The following is a 15789-nucleotide window of genomic DNA, read 5'->3' as shown; positions in this document are numbered from 1 at the left end:
ATAAATCTTTCCATTTCAAATATTAGTATAAGTATATGATACCCTATAGCGAAATATTACAAAAAATTAAGGCTTATATTCAAAGCTTTTATACCCATGATTCAGCATCATATTGCTATCACGGTGTCGATCATACTGCTCGTGTGGTAGAGGCTGTCCAGGAGATGTCAAGACATTATAATCTTCCGGAAGAAGAAGATTTTATCGTCACTTCTGCTGCCTATTTTCATGACTTAGGGTATGTCAATGGCGGAAGTCAGGAACATGAATCGAGAAGTGCTGTTTTTGCGGAGGAATTCTTGTCTAAGGAAAATGTGTCTGCTGCTGTTATTCAGCGCGTCAAATCTTGTATTCTAGCCACCAAAATGCCTCAATCACCTTCAAATTTGGTGGAATCCATATTGTGTGATGCGGATTTGTTTCATCTTGGTACCGCTGATTTTAAAGAGAAAAGCAAATTGATACATCAGGAAATTGAAGCGACACACAAGCAGAAAATAGGAAAAGGACTATGGCGCAGTATGACTATAAAGCTTTTGGAAGAACATAATTACCATACCGATTACGCTAAAAACAAATTGGAAGAAAAGAAAAAAGAAAATCTGCAAAATCTTCTTCAAGAAGATAAAAAAGCAAAGGATAAAAACAGCGAGGCCAAAAAGCCAGGACGGGGAATCGAAACTATGTTTCGAATCACTTCTTCGAATAACCAGCGATTGAGCGATATGGCCGACAATAAAGCGAATATCCTCTTGACTGTAAACTCCATTATACTGTCGCTTGTAGTGACTGTGCTTTTGCGAAGACTCGATAATGAAACCCATCTACTCATACCTACGATTTTATTGATGGTCAGTGTGGTGTTGACGATGATTTTTGCTATTCTGGCGACTATTCCAAAAATCCCTAATGGACATTTCGATGTACAGAATGTAGAACGAAGAAAAGTGAATTTATTGTTCTTTGGAAATTTCTATAAATCAAGCTTCTCGGACTACGAAGAAGGAATGAATAGAACAATGAAAAACAGTGATTTACTTTACGGAATGTTGACAAAAGATGTATATTCTCAAGGTGTATCCTTGGGTCGTAAATATGTGCTTCTGCGCTATGCATATACCATTTTTATGATCGGATTAGTTGTATCTGTTTTTGCTTTTAGCATAGCGGTAGTTTTAGGTAAATAATAAGAATTATGAAAAACATCATCTTCACCCTACTCATAGCTGTACTTATTCACATCTTGTATTCTTGCCAAAATGCCAGTAACGGACAACAACAATCCAACCAACAGACAGCCCTTTTGGTTAATTTTGTATATGACTTAGCGAATTCCAAAAAATACGATTTGAGTTCTAATTTGGATGAAATATCTGGCATTACATTTCACCCAGACAACTCCAATTTACTGTATGCGATTCAGGATGAAGATGGCAAAGTATTCACATATGATTTGTCGACCGAAAAGGTTGTTGACGAATTCACTTTTGGCAAAAATGGAGATTACGAAGGCATCGCAACAGATGGAAAATATATCTATGTGCTAAGAAGTGATGGTGATATCTATTATTTTCCATTTGAACATAATCGAGATAAAAACAGCGTTAAGATTATAAAAAATGTGGTTCCGAAAGGTGAATATGAATCTCTAGCCTACCAAGCGAAAGATAATAGCCTGCTCATACTTTGTAAAGAATGCAAAGTAGATAAATCCAAAGCTACGCTGACAGGCTACAAGTTTGGGGTACTACCTGACGGCTCGTTAAATACGCCGAGTTCGTTTGCGATAGACCTGCAACAGCTAAAGTCTTTGGATAACACGCTTTCTACTCAACTAAAACCTGCTGCCATAACCTATAATCAGCATAGCAATGAATGGTATATCCTATCTTCCATTGACAAAGTTTTGATCGTTGCGGATTTGGATTTCCATATCAAAAAGGTCATACCTTTCAAACGAAGCCAGTTTGAGCAGCCCGAAGGTATGGCTATAAGTAAAGAAGGCCATTTATATATCAGTAGTGAAATGGGAAACACATCTTCCGCGTCTTTATATAAATTTCAAATGCAAAAATAATGAGAGCCTTATTCCCTGTATTTCTTTTTATTTGGTTTAATGCTCTTGGCCAAGAGGTAGAACATCGATTAATATTATTCGGTGATGCGGGTGAGGTCAATGCGGGCCAAAGAGCGGCTATACAGAAGGCTGTAGAACTTATTATTCCCGAAAAATCATCCGTATACTTTCTAGGGGACAATATCTATCCCTACGGAATGGCTTTGGACAGAAGTGAAATCCAAGAAAGCATCGACATATTAGAATCCCAATACCTACCCTTTACCGAGCGGAATATCCCCGTGACATTCGTGGCTGGTAACCACGATTGGGATAAATCCCGAAGTATGGGACTGGAGAAGGTAAAAGCACAGGAAGAATTTATTAAAGGCAGAGGTATAAAAAATCTAAGGTTCCTACCTAAAGCCGGATCAGCGGATGTAATAGCTGAGGATGTCACGAATTCGGCTAGAATCCTTGTTTATGATAGCGAGTATTGGTTATTCCCTCATCATTCCAACCCCGATTCTGCCCTTTCCAGCTCAATTAGACAAGAATTCTTACAAGTAATAAGGCAAGAAGTAGAGCAAAATAAGGACAAACATGTACTTATTTTATCACATCATCCTATGCGCTCCTATGGTGAACACGGCAAAAATATCACTTGGAAAGACCATATTTTCCCGTTGACACGAATAAACAATAATATGTATCTGCCGTTGCCTGTATTAGGGTCATTGTATCCCCTGATACGGACCACCATTTTCTATTCGGCAGAAGATGCCACACATCCGCTTTATCGCGAGCTCATAAATGATATTACGCGCGCCACTAAAGATTTTTCGAATCTAATTTTTGTGGCGGGTCATGATCATGGCTTACAAATGATTCAAGATAATAATTTCATTCAAATTGTAACCGGTTCGGGAGCTAAACGCTCACATATCGCTAAGCATCCCACACAGCAATTTGTTTCTAATAAACAGGGATTTTGTGTCATTGACTGTCTAGACAATGGTCAACTTCTTGTTTCCTTCTATACAGTATTGAATAACCAAACTACTAAGAGCTATGAAGTTAATTTACCCAACCTCAACTAGCACTTTAAAATAATTAACAGAATAATGATTTTGCAGCCGTTCGAAAATATTAATTTAAATCTCAATCTTGACGCCACTGGCATAGCTCAAGTGACGTCATTTCGGCCCATTATTGATAAAATAACTGCCCTGAGTGAGGATACACCTTATGGCGCTAAAATATTGGCAAAGGAATTATTAAACTTAATCCATTCTCCAACAAACATAGATCTGTCGCACGCCGAAGAGGAATTAAAGGCAATTTTTGAAATTCTTGGGCACTTATCGGGTAGCTTAAAATCCTCTCGTGATGAATATATCGCCTTTGCAGAACCCATTCCTAATAAATTAATCTACAGTACAAGTTCTTTACAGGAGCTATTGGCTTCAGATTTAGAAATCTTGGATCTTGAGGATAGTCAAGATTATCAGATAATTACAAACAAGATATTGTATTACCATATTCTAGAACGGTTTTACGGCATCAATACGTTAGAAAAGGAATATATTATCGAGTCCAAACGGGAAGGTTTTAGCCAATACTACGAATTGCAGGTAGATTTTTCATATGTCGATATTCAGTATGAGGGAAAGCTTCCGAAATTGGATCTGAAAGCGATAAAAGAGAACGCATACGACTCCATGGATTTGCTAATTAAAGCCCTTTCTGTAGTGGATTTAACAAAATTCAAATTTGAAGGTATAAGTATCCTCCATTTTATCAACAGAGATAAAGAATTCATTTTGAGGCGTATTCAAAATATTATTAAAAATTTCAATCTGAAAAACAAAAAAGAATTAGAGATTGAAATAAATAATATTTTCAAATCCATCATCCGGAAAAATGATATTAAGTATTTCTTTCTACCCATCTTTGAAATCAGCGGATTTCCAATATCAGAAAGTGAATATACCAAAGAATCGATCTTATTAGGGCAATACCTAAACTTTTCGAAAGCCTGCAATTCGTGCAGCATCTACTCCTATCTGAGCAAACCCATAATATGGACGTATGGAATTGAAAGTGATCTGAATATAGATGATCAGGTTTTTATAGATATTTTAAAATCAAAAGGTATCACCAATTACTTAGGATTACCCCTATTTCATAGAGACCGTTTTGTAGGTTTCATTGAAATTTATGCTTCAAACAATAATTTCAATAAAAATGATGCTTTAAAACTCAAACCTTATTTACCGCATTTTGCTCAGCTGTCAAATGATTTTGTTGCATTCCTGAAGAATCAGCTAAACAAAATCATCTTAGAAAATTATACATCCATTCAACCTGCATTGCAATGGCGGTTCAATGAAGTCGCCGTTTCGTATTTGGGTGAGATGAATAACGAGGATGAAAATTCGAAATTGATTTTGGAAAAAATTGCCTTTAAAGATGTGTACCCCATTTACGGGGCGGTAGATATCAAAGATTCCACGCGTATTCGTAATTTATCTTACAAACAGGTTCTTATTCAACATCTGTCCTACATTCAAGAATTACTCAATAACCTAGCACAACGCGATGGTACAACAGTGTTTCTTGGCTTTAGAGAGTACATAGAAAAAATATTCACTTGTGTAAAGGATAACGGGGTTGAGAAAAATATTGTCAGCATTCGGGAGTTTTTAGAAACCGAAATTCCAGTTTTATTAGATCAAGTGCGTTCGAGCTGCGTTATGGACGACGATTTGAAACATCTTATCCGTCAGATTGAAGACCATAATGCACAAATCATCGAACCTGGCAATGATCCATTTGAAAAGTCATTATCTACATTGACTCGCGCGATCAAAGAGGAATTCGACGTGCTGAACACGGAGATACAAGAAATTTTTCCGAGCTATTTCGAAACAATCCGCACCGATGGCATTGAGTATGATGGATATATAGGTCAGTCGATTACACCTACGACTACTTTTAAGATAGAAATGCTCCATGAGATTCGTAAAAAGCAGATTTTGTCCATGGTGCGCATCATTCAAAAGACCAAGGAGCTTTCTGCGGAATTGTCCATTGCGCTGCGGACAACACAACTATTATTTGTGCATCCCGATAAAATCAGCATTAGTTTTCGTGAAGATGAAAAGCGTTTTGATGTGGAGGGAGGTTATAATATCAGATATCAAATTATTAAAAAGCGTATAGATAAAGCTCTAATCGAGAATACCAAAGAAAGACTTGTGCAGCCTGATACCATAGCCATTGTTTTTAGCAATGAAAGTATCACATCTTCCATTGTAGGCAACCTTAATGAAATAGCTACTATGGGACTTATCGAGAAAAACTTTGAATTTCATACCTTGGAAGAATTGCAAGGTGTCAGCGAGTTGCGAGCTATACGCGTTAAGGTTAAATAATCTATATCTATGAAAAAATGCATACTCCACTTGTGCCTTCTTTTTCTCCTTGTTGCTAATGGAACGTTGCCTGTTGTGGCGCAACAGACGGACAGTATTACGGCTATTATAGCGTCAGAATACGACCAAGTAGGTGCATTTCATCGTTTTTGGCTTGGTGATAGTTATCGCCAACTGTATAATACGCCGGTCAAAATGCGTGTATTGGATATATCTACGGAGAAAGGTGGTCTCGAAGTCATCAAATTAGGTGGTGGTATGCAAACCCAATCCTTACGCTTGCAGGATGCTTCGGGTAGAGAATGGGTTTTACGTTCTATTCAGAAGTTTCCCGAACGGAGCCTCCCTCCTGCGCTGCGGCAGACTATTGCGAAAGACATTGTGCAGGATCAAATTTCCATTGCGCATCCCTTTGGAGCTCTGACTGTCCCAACATTTAATAAAGCGTTAAAAATCCCTCATGCTGTTCCCAATTTGGTATATGTAAAAGATGACCCACAGCTGGGTGAATACCGCGAGATATTCAAAAATAGAGCCTATATATTTGAGCCACGCACACCCGATGAGGACGAAAAAACGGATAATACAGCCAAGGTTATTCGCAAAACTCTAGAGGACAATGACGATCAAGTAGACCAAAAATTAACGTTGAAAGCAAGATTATTGGATTTTGTGTTGGGCGACTGGGATCGGCACGAGGATAATTGGCGTTGGTCACCAAATAAAGATAAGGGCGAAACACTCTATTCGCCAGTGCCTCGCGATCGGGATAAAGTGTACTACAAAACTTCCGGCGTATTTCCGACCTTGCTTTCCTATCAATGGCTAAAAGCCCATTTGCAGCCCTTCGGACCTAAAATCCGAAATGTCTCACATTGGAATTTTAACCAACGGCATTTTGATCGTTATTTTTTAAATCAATTGGATAGCTCCGATTGGGAACAAGGAATTAAAGCTTTCCAAACTATCCTTACAGATTCGCTGATTCATCAGGCGATGCTTGCCATGCCCGATACCATCGCTGTACTAAGCGCCAATGATATAGAACTGAATATCCAATCCAGGAGAAATGAATTGTTGGAATCAGGCATGAGCTACTATCATTCCTTAGCCAAGGTAGTGGACATTCCGCTTTCCGAAAAAAACGAGTTTATTTATGTAAGAACGTTGCCCCAAGGTATGGTCGAAGTCGAAGTACGCAATAAGAAAAAAGACGGCTCGGAAGGAAGAAGATTGTACAAAAGAACTTTCTACCCAGAGGAAACTGAGGAATTACGTATCTACGGGATTGCGGGTGAGGATGAATATATCTTATCGGGAGATCAAAAATCCAACATTACAATAAGAATAATCGGAGGCAGTAAATTTGATAAATACGCACATAGCGCCGAATTCCCGAACCAAAACCGAATTTTCCTTTATGAGTCAAAAGATCCCACAACCAATGCCGTAGCCTTAAACAATAAAGTAAAATATCGTCTAAAAAACGATTCTGCTGTGCACGCTTACGATTATTATAATTACAAATACGATCGCAAAGGAGCCTTTGTAAATCTTAATTACGGTGTGGATCGGGGTTTAATAATCGGGCTCGGTTATTTAATCGAAAACCAAGGATTTCGCAAATCCCCTTTTGCAGAAAAGCATACATTCTCTGCCAGATATCTCACTGGTCGCCAATCCTTTATATTAGATTACGAAGGAATATTTAAAGAAGTATTTGATAACCAAGATTTAAAAATTGGATTAAATTCTTTAGGACCACGCAATCAAAGCAATTTCTTTGGCTATGGTAATGAAACGGAATTTCAACACCGAAGAAGCCGTGGCATCGAATACTATCGGAATAGGTATGACGTAGTCAACGCACATATTCTATTGGAAAAAGCTATATCATCAGCATTCCGCATTCAGTATGGCAATATGTCGCAATTTTACCACAGTTCAAGTGAGTATAATGAGGATAATTTCTTCGAAGATTATGACCAAGTAAATCCGGATGAAAATATTTATGGCAATAAATTCTTTACAGGAGCATCTCTGGGATTAAAATACGATAGCAGGGATCAAGAAGATTTTGCTAAAAAAGGTATTTATTTTCAAAGTAAATTAAATTGGCAGTCACAGATCGGGGGCGAACAAAGACAATATACTTCTTTAGAAAGTAGCTTCTCCGCTTACCATACATTTGCAGACAGTACAGTAACGATTGCGAATAGGTCGGGTGTGCAAGCTGTATGGGGCAACCCCTATTTTTTTCAACACGCGCGTATTGGCGGAGAAAACAGTTTACGGGGTTTTAATTCCAACCGATTTACGGGTAAAACGGCTGTTTACAATAATTTCGACACCAGAGTCAAGCTTCTCTCCTTTAATTCTTACTTATTCCCAGCGACTTTTGGCATCTTAGGTTTCTATGATATTGGTCGCGTGTGGCATACCAGCGAAAAGTCAGAAACATGGCATATGGGCTATGGAGGAGGAATTTATTTTATTCCTGCGGAATTATTTATCATACAGGCTGCCGTCGGTGTCAGTAAGGAAGCGACCTTACCTTATATCCGAATCGGTATGTCCTTTTAATCTCAAATAAAAAACCACTATGCGTATAGTGGTTTTTTTTATTGTACCTATTGAACCTAATTAATTAGTTTAACGGCTTCTTTAAATTTCATCAATCTGACGTATGCCGGGCATTTTGTAATATCTTTTGCCCATTGGTCCAATTCAATAAATTGAATACGTAGAAATAAGGACACATCTACCACCACTTGGTCGGCGCTGATGGGTACTTCGTTGGGATAAGACTTGCCTAATAAATCTTGTTTTAATTCTTCTCTTGTCACTTTTCCTCCTATGTAATTTTAGCCTATATAAGCATATGTAATTCCGTCACCTCCCCGGTCTGCATTTTCATCTTCGAATCGACTCACATGGTTATATTTACGCAGGTAATCGCGAATAAATTTGCGTAAGATACCGTCGCCTTTGCCATGAATTATTTTCAAGGTCGGATATCCAATCATGACTGCTCTGTCTAGCACCAATTCAATTTTGTGCAGGGCGTCTTCGGTACGCATGCCACGTACATCCAATTCCGGGTAAAAATCCGCTGCAGACTCCGTAGACATCGACGTTTGACGTTTTTTTGCTTTGGATTTTTCCTTACTCCTTAGTTTCGTCACCCTATTCTTTTTCACTACGGTACGCAGTTCGCCGAGCGCGAGTATCAAACTATTATTTTTGGTGATTTCCAAGATTTCGCCTTCCGAACCCGAATCCTCAATCCTTACCCAATCCCCTACTTCTAATTCTGTAGAAATGGTAGTAGCGGCAGGTTTGACTATTTTTTTATCCTTCTGTAAAGCGGTGCTATGTTGTTCCAGACTTTTATTAAGCTTTGCCCGAATTTCCTTCGTTTTATCTTTATCAGCTTGCGCCGACTTAATATCCGCGATCGTATTCTCAATCAATTTATTGGCATCTTTAAGGATTATCTTGGCTTCCTCTTTAGCCTTACGGATGATTTCGCGTTTGTTGGTTTCGATATCCGTAGATAAGCTCTCGTATTTCGCCTTTAATTCGATCAGTTCTTTCTCTCGCCTATTAATTGCAGATTTTGTATCCACAATTTCTTTCTTATCCCGTTCCAAATCGACCAAAAGCGTATCCACTTTCTTCTGCTGCACTCCTATTTTTTGCTTGGCTGCGCGCAATATATCATCACTCAAACCAATTTTTTGAGCAATTTCGAAAGCGTAAGAACTACCGGGCTTGCCGATTTGCAAAATATATAGAGGTTGCATCTTTTGGTTATCAAATAGCATAGATGCATTTTCCAACCCTTCTGCATGACTGGCGTATACCTTCAAATTTGAATAGTGCGTCGTAATAACTCCGCGCACCTGCTTCTTGTTCAATTGTTCGAGGACCGCCTCAGCAATTGGTCCACCAAATTGTGGATCTGTCCCCGTACCAAATTCATCTATGAGCACCAAGGTGCGCGCATTGGCAAAAGTGGTAAAATGTTTCATCTTAGAAAGGTGTGCCGAATACGTACTCAAATCACTTTCTATAGACTGGTCATCTCCTATGTCTGCAAATATTTGTTTAAAAACACCTAATGAAGAACGTTCGTCCGCCGGAATCAATAAGCCAGATTGAACCATCAACTGCAAAAGCCCTACTGTCTTCATACATACGGATTTACCTCCAGCATTTGGGCCAGAGACCAATATGATGCGATCGGTAGAATCGATTTTAATATTCAAAGGCACAACCTCTTGCTTATCTTTCACCGAATTCAAATACAGGATAGGATGTCTAGCATTAATCAGATTGATACTACCTTCTTTATCCAAAATAGGCATTTCGGCCTGCAAATCTATCGCAAATAATGCCTTCGCGCGTACAAAATCCAATTTGGTAATAAGTCCATGATATGCCAACAGCAAAGGGACATGAGGACGAATCTCTGTAGTCAATTCCGTCAAGATACGAATCACTTCTCTACGACGATCAAACTCCAAATCCCTAACTCTATTGTTTAAGTGAAAAACCTCTTCTGGCTCTATATAAGCCGTTTGTCCGGTTGCAGACTCATCATGAATGAGGCCTTTGATTTTTCTTTTATTTTCAGCGAGAATAGGGATACAAAGTCTTCCCTCGCGAATCGTGAGGCTACCATCTCCTGTCCATCCATTGGCTTGAGCCTGTCTATATACAGCGTCTAACCGTTTACGTGCCTCTTGTTCTGATTTGGCAATCTCATGTGTAATTGCTTCCAACAATCGTGAAGCGTTATTCTTCAATCGGCCTCGTTCATCCAATACTTTTTCGATCGAACGCACGATGGATTTCTCAATAGGCAAATGCTCAAACAGCAGCTCCAGATTCGCATACTGTCCTTCACGATCATTGAAATACCTGATGATATTAAACACAGTGCGAAGTGCTAACAACATGCGATGTAGCTCATCTTCACTCAAGAAAGCACCTTCCAGCTTAGCCTTGTCGGCCAAAGGTTTGATTGGGTAAATATGATCTACCGGAAGCGGTTCATCATGCAGCAACAGCGCTTTGAACTCTTGTGTTTGGCGCAGAAAACGATCAATTTGATCCACCTTAACCTGCGGTTGGATCTTTTCGACCATCAAGCGTCCAGCTTCCGTTAAGCACTTTTCCTTGATTAATTCCCGGATTTCCGTGAAGCCTAATTTATCTATTGCATTTTGCGGGTATATCATTGAGGTAATTCTCTTCTTCTTACAGGTTTAACCATTCGCTCATTAATTTGTTTATCAGGTCTAGGTTCCAGTTTCACATTATTGGACGTATCACTGATAAATTCCTCCGTAGGTTGGGGAATTTCCTGAGCTGGCACTTCTTGCGGCTGCGGACCATTTCTTTCGAACATATCATCCGGATGGTAGCGTGGTGAAGCAGTAGGTAATGTTCCCGTAACAGCTTCTTGTAGTCTCAATTTTTGCAAGAAAAGTTCGCTATTCCGTTTATAATTTGCCACTTCAGCATCCTGATGTGCAGTAGTATCATTGTACACCAGTAAGTATTCCAACTTATTATATTTCCCTGAAGCTACTGAGTCTATAATTGCCAAATGAGTTGCATCTACAGGCACCATATTTAGATAATGATTTAAGAAATCTAATGGAGATTCTTGAATCACTCGTCGGTTGAATGCATAATAATTGGTGTATAACGTATCACTTGAATTATAATAGCGCATAACTTGTTGACGATCATAAATACGTTGGAAATAATAATGGCGATTTAAGCTGTCTTGCACAAAAACTTGTCGTATCGAATCTTCAGCATTGAACTTTCGGTCATACACCGTCAGTTCTTTACTCACATTTGAATAGATTTTTTCTGTTAGATTGGGATCAGCAAAATAATAATCCAGATTGCGAACGAAACGTGCGGAGTCCAAATCAAACTGCTTAAATATTTTCTCGTACAATACAGGCATGACCTTTTTGGCACTATCCGAAGGCAATGTATTAAGATAGCCATCCAAAATGGATACTTGTGTAAGCACCTCTGTCATTTTACTTTCAGAGATAATATCCTTAGGTTTGGATTTGGCACAAGAAAGAATCAAAAAAAACGATATAAATATGCTGTATAATAATCTTTGCATTGCTTAAATTTGTACAAATTTACAAAATGATACTCTTCTTAGCGGTACAACATGTAAAATAAACTTTTTATCTTCTTATTCGATTTTTTATAATGAGCATCACAACAAATATTGAGGAAATCCAAAATGAATTGAAACCTATCGGTGTCACTTTGGTAGCTATCTCCAAGACTAAACCCCTAGAAGATATTCAAGAAGCATATGACGCTGGGCAGCGCATATTTGGCGAAAATCTGGTACAAGACATGGTAGATAAGTACGAGCAACTACCAAAAGATATACAATGGCATATGGTGGGGCATCTACAGACGAATAAAGTCAAATACATCGCTCCTTTCATCGCGATGATTGAGTCCGTAGATTCGCTCAAAGTGCTCAAAGAAATTAACAAACAAGCAACAAAAAACAATAGGGTAATAGACTGTCTACTTCAAATTTTCATTGCTGATGAAGACACTAAATTTGGCTTAGACCATGTGGAGCTTATCGAGTTGCTAGAAAGTGAAGAATTCGCAACTTTAGAGAACATTCGTATCCGCGGATTGATGGGCATCGCGACCAACACCGATAATGAGAAGGTCATCAAAGAAGAATTTTATGAATTGAAAATGTTATTTGATGGCATCAAAGTAAGCTATTTCCGCAAGGAAGATTCTTTTGACACCTTATCTATGGGTATGTCATCGGATTACAAAATTGCCATCGAACAAGGAAGCAATATGATTCGTCTGGGAAGTACGCTATTCGGAAAAAGAGTAATCAAACATTTCAAAGCAAAATAAATATTTTGCCCTACATCTATTTATCAAAATCATAAATGATTCAAACACTCGCCTTATTCCTGGTTATTCTATGTAATTCATGTACGCAAGGAAAGGATAAGAGCGCCCGATCCACCGCACAAGATAGTGCCCAAATGGACTCGGTAGCCTATTCTTATCAAGTCTACAAAGATTTCAGCCCATATTTTATTGAAAATGGAGATAGAATCGACACGACTTATTTTCAGATTTCATATCCCCTTTTCGAAGATAAAACGTTAAATGATACTATCCGTTCCTATATCCTATTGGATGGTGAAGAAAAAATTGAAGAAGCTGCTGAAACTTTCATTCTTGGATTTAACGAATTCGTCGAAGAGAGTAGTACAACCTCCGTATCCTTTGCGTGGTACAAGAATATTTCGAGTAAGGTCTGGATAAATACTCCCGACATCATGACTTTGTCGACTGCGGTAGATGAATATACGGGTGGAGCGCATGGTATTCACTATACCGTATTATCGAACTTCGATATTGCAACCAGGGAAAAAATAGAACTGGAAGACATCATTCATAAAGAGAATGTCTCCGCCTTGACCAAAATAGCGGAAAGACAATTTCGTAAAAACGAAAAATTGTCGGATACAGCATCATTTTCAAAAAAATACTTTTTTGAAAATGGAATATTTGCTATAAATTATAACTTTGGGCTGGGCAAGAATGGTTTGATTTTTTATTATAACGAATACGAAATCAAACCATACGTGGAAGGACCTACAGAATTGGAAATACCTTATCAGGATATATTATCCATTTTGAATCCGCAAGGACAGAAATACGTCAAAAGTATAAGGCAGTCTTTAAATTAATCTAATACAATACATGCAAGTATTTAAGTTTGGTGGTGCTTCTGTAAAGAATGCTGACAACATTAAAAATATAACCTCCATAATATCTACATATAATTCCTCCGAGCTTTTAGTGGTGGTATCGGCTATCAATAAGACCACCAATAAGTTGGAAAGTGTGATTAACACCTTTTTTAATCAAAATGGGGACTATTTTGGGTATTTGGATGAGGTGAAAACTGAGCATTTCCAGATTCTTCAAGAATTATTTGAGGATTCATCACATCCTATTTTTAATGAAATAGCGAATGCTTTTGTCGAAGTGGAGTGGATTCTCGAAGAAGAGCCACAAGACACATTTGATTATTTGTATGATCAGATAGTTTCACTGGGTGAAATACTTTCTTCGCGCATTATCGCTGCGTACCTCAAGCATACCGGCATGCAGGCACAATGGATAGATGCCCGAGATTATATCCAAACAGACAATACGTACCGCGAAGCCACAGTAAACTGGCAATTGACGGAAGACAGAATACGTCGTGATTTGCCTGAAATTTTGGATGAATATATAGTCATCACACAAGGTTTTATTGGATCGACTTCCGAAAATTTTACCACAACATTAGGGCGTGAGGGTTCCGATTATTCGGCAGCAATTTTTGCTTCGTGCCTGAATGCCGAAGACATCACCATCTGGAAAGATGTACCCGGAGTACTCAATGCCGACCCAAAATGGTTTGCAGAGACAGAACTCATTCCTGAATTGTCGTATACCGATGCGATTGAGTTGACTTATTATGGTGCAACCGTAATTCACCCCAAAACCATCAAACCCTTACAAAACAAAAAAATAACTTTGAATGTAAGGTCTTTCCTTAATCCCGATAAGGCAGGAACCGTCATAAGGACTACCAATCAAACTTTGCCTGTACCCTCCTTTATATTTAAAGTGGAGCAGGTTTTTATCAATATACAGCCACGTGATTTTTCTTTTATCGTAGAAGACAATTTATCCTATATTTTTAATCTATTGCACAAACATCGTATCAAAATCAATATGATGCACAATAGCGCCATCAGCTTTGCGATAAGTGTGGATAATACAGGTTCAAACATCAATTCCCTGCTAGAAGAATTAGAGAAAAGATTCAAAGTTTCTGTACAGACAGGTCTGGAATTGATCACTATTCGCTACTATAATCAGCAAACTATTGAGCGTGTATTAGTAAATAAGGAAATAATTCGCGAACTTAAGGATCAATATACTTGTCAGATTCTGGTTAAAGATTTGAATGAATAGAAGCATATTAGATAAAGAGGTTCAGGACTATATAAAAGCCAACAGGCAGTTGGATCCAGGTGCTATGGCTTTCAAGAAAAGCCCTTTCGCCGAAGTTTCTTCCTCCGAATTAGCTACTCAGATTGATGGCTGGCAGCGAGCATACAAGAAATTGCCTACTTGGGCATATTCGCCAAATATCTATTATCCTGATAAAATTAACCTCGAACAATGTTCTTCGGAACATACTGCCTTGGTCAAGCAATCATTGATTCGTAAAGGCTGTAAAATCGTCGACGTGACAGGAGGATTCAGTGTAGACAGCTGTTATCTCGCGCAAGAAGCGCAAATTGTCGTTCACTGCGAGCTCAATGAAAAGCTTTCGCAAATCGTAAAACATAACGCGCAACAGCTTGGTGTCGCTAATTTGGTTCCGCTGCATACGGATGGTGTTAAGTTTGTACAAGATCAAGAAGATAATTCTATTGATTACATTTATATTGATCCCTCCCGTAGGGTGAATCATGCCAAGGTATTTTTGTTGGAAGATTGCGAACCTAATATCGTGGCTTTGCAGGATATGTTCTTTCAAAAGTCGCGCTACATCCTTTGCAAACTATCTCCGCTGATGGATATTAATTCAGCGCTACAAAAGTTGAAGCATGTCAAACTATTGTATGTCATAAGTTTAGAGGGCGATTGCAAAGAATTATTGTTCTTACAAGATCGCACATTTGAAGGGGAAACAAAAATTACAGCGATCCGTTTGTCTGCCGACCAGTTACAAAATATTTCCTTCACCCAGCAAGAAGAAAAAACAACACTGGTCAAAACATCAACTCCATTGAAGTATTTGTATGATCCGGATGTAGCACTAACCAAAGCGGGTGCTTTTAAGTCTGTTGCAAAGGCTTTTAGTTTGTTTAAGCTGCATACTCATACCCATTTATATACTTCCGACACATTGGAAAGTGATTTTCTAGGACGAATATTTCAGATCGAAAATGTATATACGTTAGGTGAGTTCAAAAAACTAAACACTTTAGGAAAAGCCAATGTAGCAACCAAAAATTTTCCCATCAAAGTGGATGAGGTGCGTAAGAAATTTAAGATAAAAGATGGAGGTAGCGACTTTCTATATTTCGTTACAGACTACGCGGATAATCACATTGTCATACATTGCTCAAAAATTTTATAAAAGACACTCAGTTTACAATCTTCTATCCTATTCATAGTATATTTATG

At 38.4% G+C, this 15789-nt stretch carries 12 protein-coding genes; 9 read left to right on the top strand and 3 right to left on the bottom strand.

All coding sequences use genetic code 11. The features are described 5' to 3' along the window. Positions 1-35 precede the first annotated feature (35 nt). The 5 genes from EDC17_RS05485 to EDC17_RS05465 are packed head-to-tail and all read left to right on the top strand — an operon-like array spanning position 36 to position 8076. Positions 36-1187, top strand: a complete 1152-nt coding sequence (locus EDC17_RS05485) for a Pycsar system effector family protein (RefSeq protein WP_317126034.1) — start codon at positions 36-38, stop codon at positions 1185-1187. Positions 1188-1195: 8 nt separating this feature from the next. Then, positions 1196-2077: an SdiA-regulated domain-containing protein gene (locus tag EDC17_RS05480; RefSeq protein ID WP_132777144.1), complete on the top strand. Its 882-nt coding sequence runs from the start codon at positions 1196-1198 to the stop codon at positions 2075-2077. Next, positions 2077-3156 (top strand): metallophosphoesterase, encoded by a 1080-nt coding sequence (locus EDC17_RS05475; protein WP_132777143.1) that lies wholly within the window; start codon positions 2077-2079, stop codon positions 3154-3156. Before EDC17_RS05480 ends, EDC17_RS05475 begins: the two co-directional genes overlap by 1 nt. 24 nt (positions 3157-3180) lie before the next feature. Beyond that, on the top strand, positions 3181-5493 hold the full coding sequence (locus tag EDC17_RS05470) for a hypothetical protein (protein ID WP_132777142.1): 2313 nt from the start codon (positions 3181-3183) through the stop codon (positions 5491-5493). A gap of 9 nt (positions 5494-5502) precedes the next feature. Further along, positions 5503-8076, top strand: coding sequence for a BamA/TamA family outer membrane protein (locus EDC17_RS05465; RefSeq protein ID WP_132777141.1), 2574 nt, complete (start codon positions 5503-5505; stop codon positions 8074-8076). A gap of 56 nt (positions 8077-8132) precedes the next feature. On the opposite strand, the gene EDC17_RS05460 is transcribed toward EDC17_RS05465, so the two are convergent. The 3 genes from EDC17_RS05460 to EDC17_RS05450 are packed head-to-tail and all read right to left on the bottom strand — an operon-like array spanning position 8133 to position 11653. Continuing rightward, positions 8133-8339, bottom strand: coding sequence for a DUF6965 family protein (locus EDC17_RS05460; protein ID WP_132777140.1), 207 nt, complete (start codon positions 8337-8339; stop codon positions 8133-8135). Between the two features lie 18 nt (positions 8340-8357). Continuing rightward, positions 8358-10739: an endonuclease MutS2 gene (locus EDC17_RS05455; protein ID WP_132777139.1), complete on the bottom strand. Its 2382-nt coding sequence runs from the start codon at positions 10737-10739 to the stop codon at positions 8358-8360. Beyond that, on the bottom strand, positions 10736-11653 hold the full coding sequence (locus EDC17_RS05450) for a DUF4296 domain-containing protein (RefSeq protein ID WP_132777138.1): 918 nt from the start codon (positions 11651-11653) through the stop codon (positions 10736-10738). Before EDC17_RS05450 ends, EDC17_RS05455 begins: the two co-directional genes overlap by 4 nt. A 92-nt stretch (positions 11654-11745) precedes the next feature. Here EDC17_RS05450 and EDC17_RS05445 point away from each other — a divergent pair, with 92 nt between their 5' ends. From EDC17_RS05445 to EDC17_RS05430, 4 genes are read left to right on the top strand one after another with little or no spacing between them, the layout of a single operon-like run. Next, a complete protein-coding gene (locus tag EDC17_RS05445) occupies positions 11746-12435 on the top strand; it encodes a YggS family pyridoxal phosphate-dependent enzyme (protein ID WP_132777137.1) in 690 nt (229 codons plus the stop codon). 35 nt (positions 12436-12470) lie between these two features. Beyond that, positions 12471-13283 carry a DUF3298 and DUF4163 domain-containing protein gene (locus EDC17_RS05440; protein ID WP_132777136.1) on the top strand — a complete coding sequence of 271 codons (813 nt, stop codon included), beginning with the start codon at positions 12471-12473 and terminating at the stop codon, positions 13281-13283. 13 nt (positions 13284-13296) lie between these two features. Then, entirely contained in the window at positions 13297-14565 is a 1269-nt protein-coding gene (locus EDC17_RS05435; RefSeq protein ID WP_132777135.1) for an aspartate kinase, read from the top strand. Further along, on the top strand, positions 14558-15742 hold the full coding sequence (locus tag EDC17_RS05430; protein WP_132777134.1) for a THUMP-like domain-containing protein: 1185 nt from the start codon (positions 14558-14560) through the stop codon (positions 15740-15742). The genes EDC17_RS05435 and EDC17_RS05430 overlap by 8 nt, the downstream gene beginning before the upstream one ends. The last annotated feature ends 47 nt before the right edge of the window (positions 15743-15789 follow it).

Origin of the sequence: Sphingobacterium alimentarium (assembly GCF_004342685.1) — a bacterium.
Lineage (GTDB): Bacteria > Bacteroidota > Bacteroidia > Sphingobacteriales > Sphingobacteriaceae > Sphingobacterium > Sphingobacterium alimentarium.
This window is presented reverse-complemented; position numbering and strand designations above follow the sequence as displayed.

Bases quoted from the DNA above. Each gene is read 5' to 3' on its own strand.
- EDC17_RS05485 (WP_317126034.1), top strand. From the start codon at position 36: ATGATACCCTATAGCGAAATATTACAAAAAATTAAGGCTTATATTCAA.
- EDC17_RS05480 (WP_132777144.1), top strand. From the start codon at position 1,196: ATGAAAAACATCATCTTCACCCTACTCATAGCTGTACTTATTCACATC.
- EDC17_RS05475 (WP_132777143.1), top strand. From the start codon at position 2,077: ATGAGAGCCTTATTCCCTGTATTTCTTTTTATTTGGTTTAATGCTCTT.
- EDC17_RS05470 (WP_132777142.1), top strand. From the start codon at position 3,181: ATGATTTTGCAGCCGTTCGAAAATATTAATTTAAATCTCAATCTTGAC.
- EDC17_RS05465 (WP_132777141.1), top strand. From the start codon at position 5,503: ATGAAAAAATGCATACTCCACTTGTGCCTTCTTTTTCTCCTTGTTGCT.
- EDC17_RS05455 (WP_132777139.1), bottom strand. From the start codon at position 10,739: ATGATATACCCGCAAAATGCAATAGATAAATTAGGCTTCACGGAAATC.
- EDC17_RS05450 (WP_132777138.1), bottom strand. From the start codon at position 11,653: ATGCAAAGATTATTATACAGCATATTTATATCGTTTTTTTTGATTCTT.
- EDC17_RS05445 (WP_132777137.1), top strand. From the start codon at position 11,746: ATGAGCATCACAACAAATATTGAGGAAATCCAAAATGAATTGAAACCT.
- EDC17_RS05440 (WP_132777136.1), top strand. From the start codon at position 12,471: ATGATTCAAACACTCGCCTTATTCCTGGTTATTCTATGTAATTCATGT.
- EDC17_RS05435 (WP_132777135.1), top strand. From the start codon at position 13,297: ATGCAAGTATTTAAGTTTGGTGGTGCTTCTGTAAAGAATGCTGACAAC.
- EDC17_RS05430 (WP_132777134.1), top strand. From the start codon at position 14,558: ATGAATAGAAGCATATTAGATAAAGAGGTTCAGGACTATATAAAAGCC.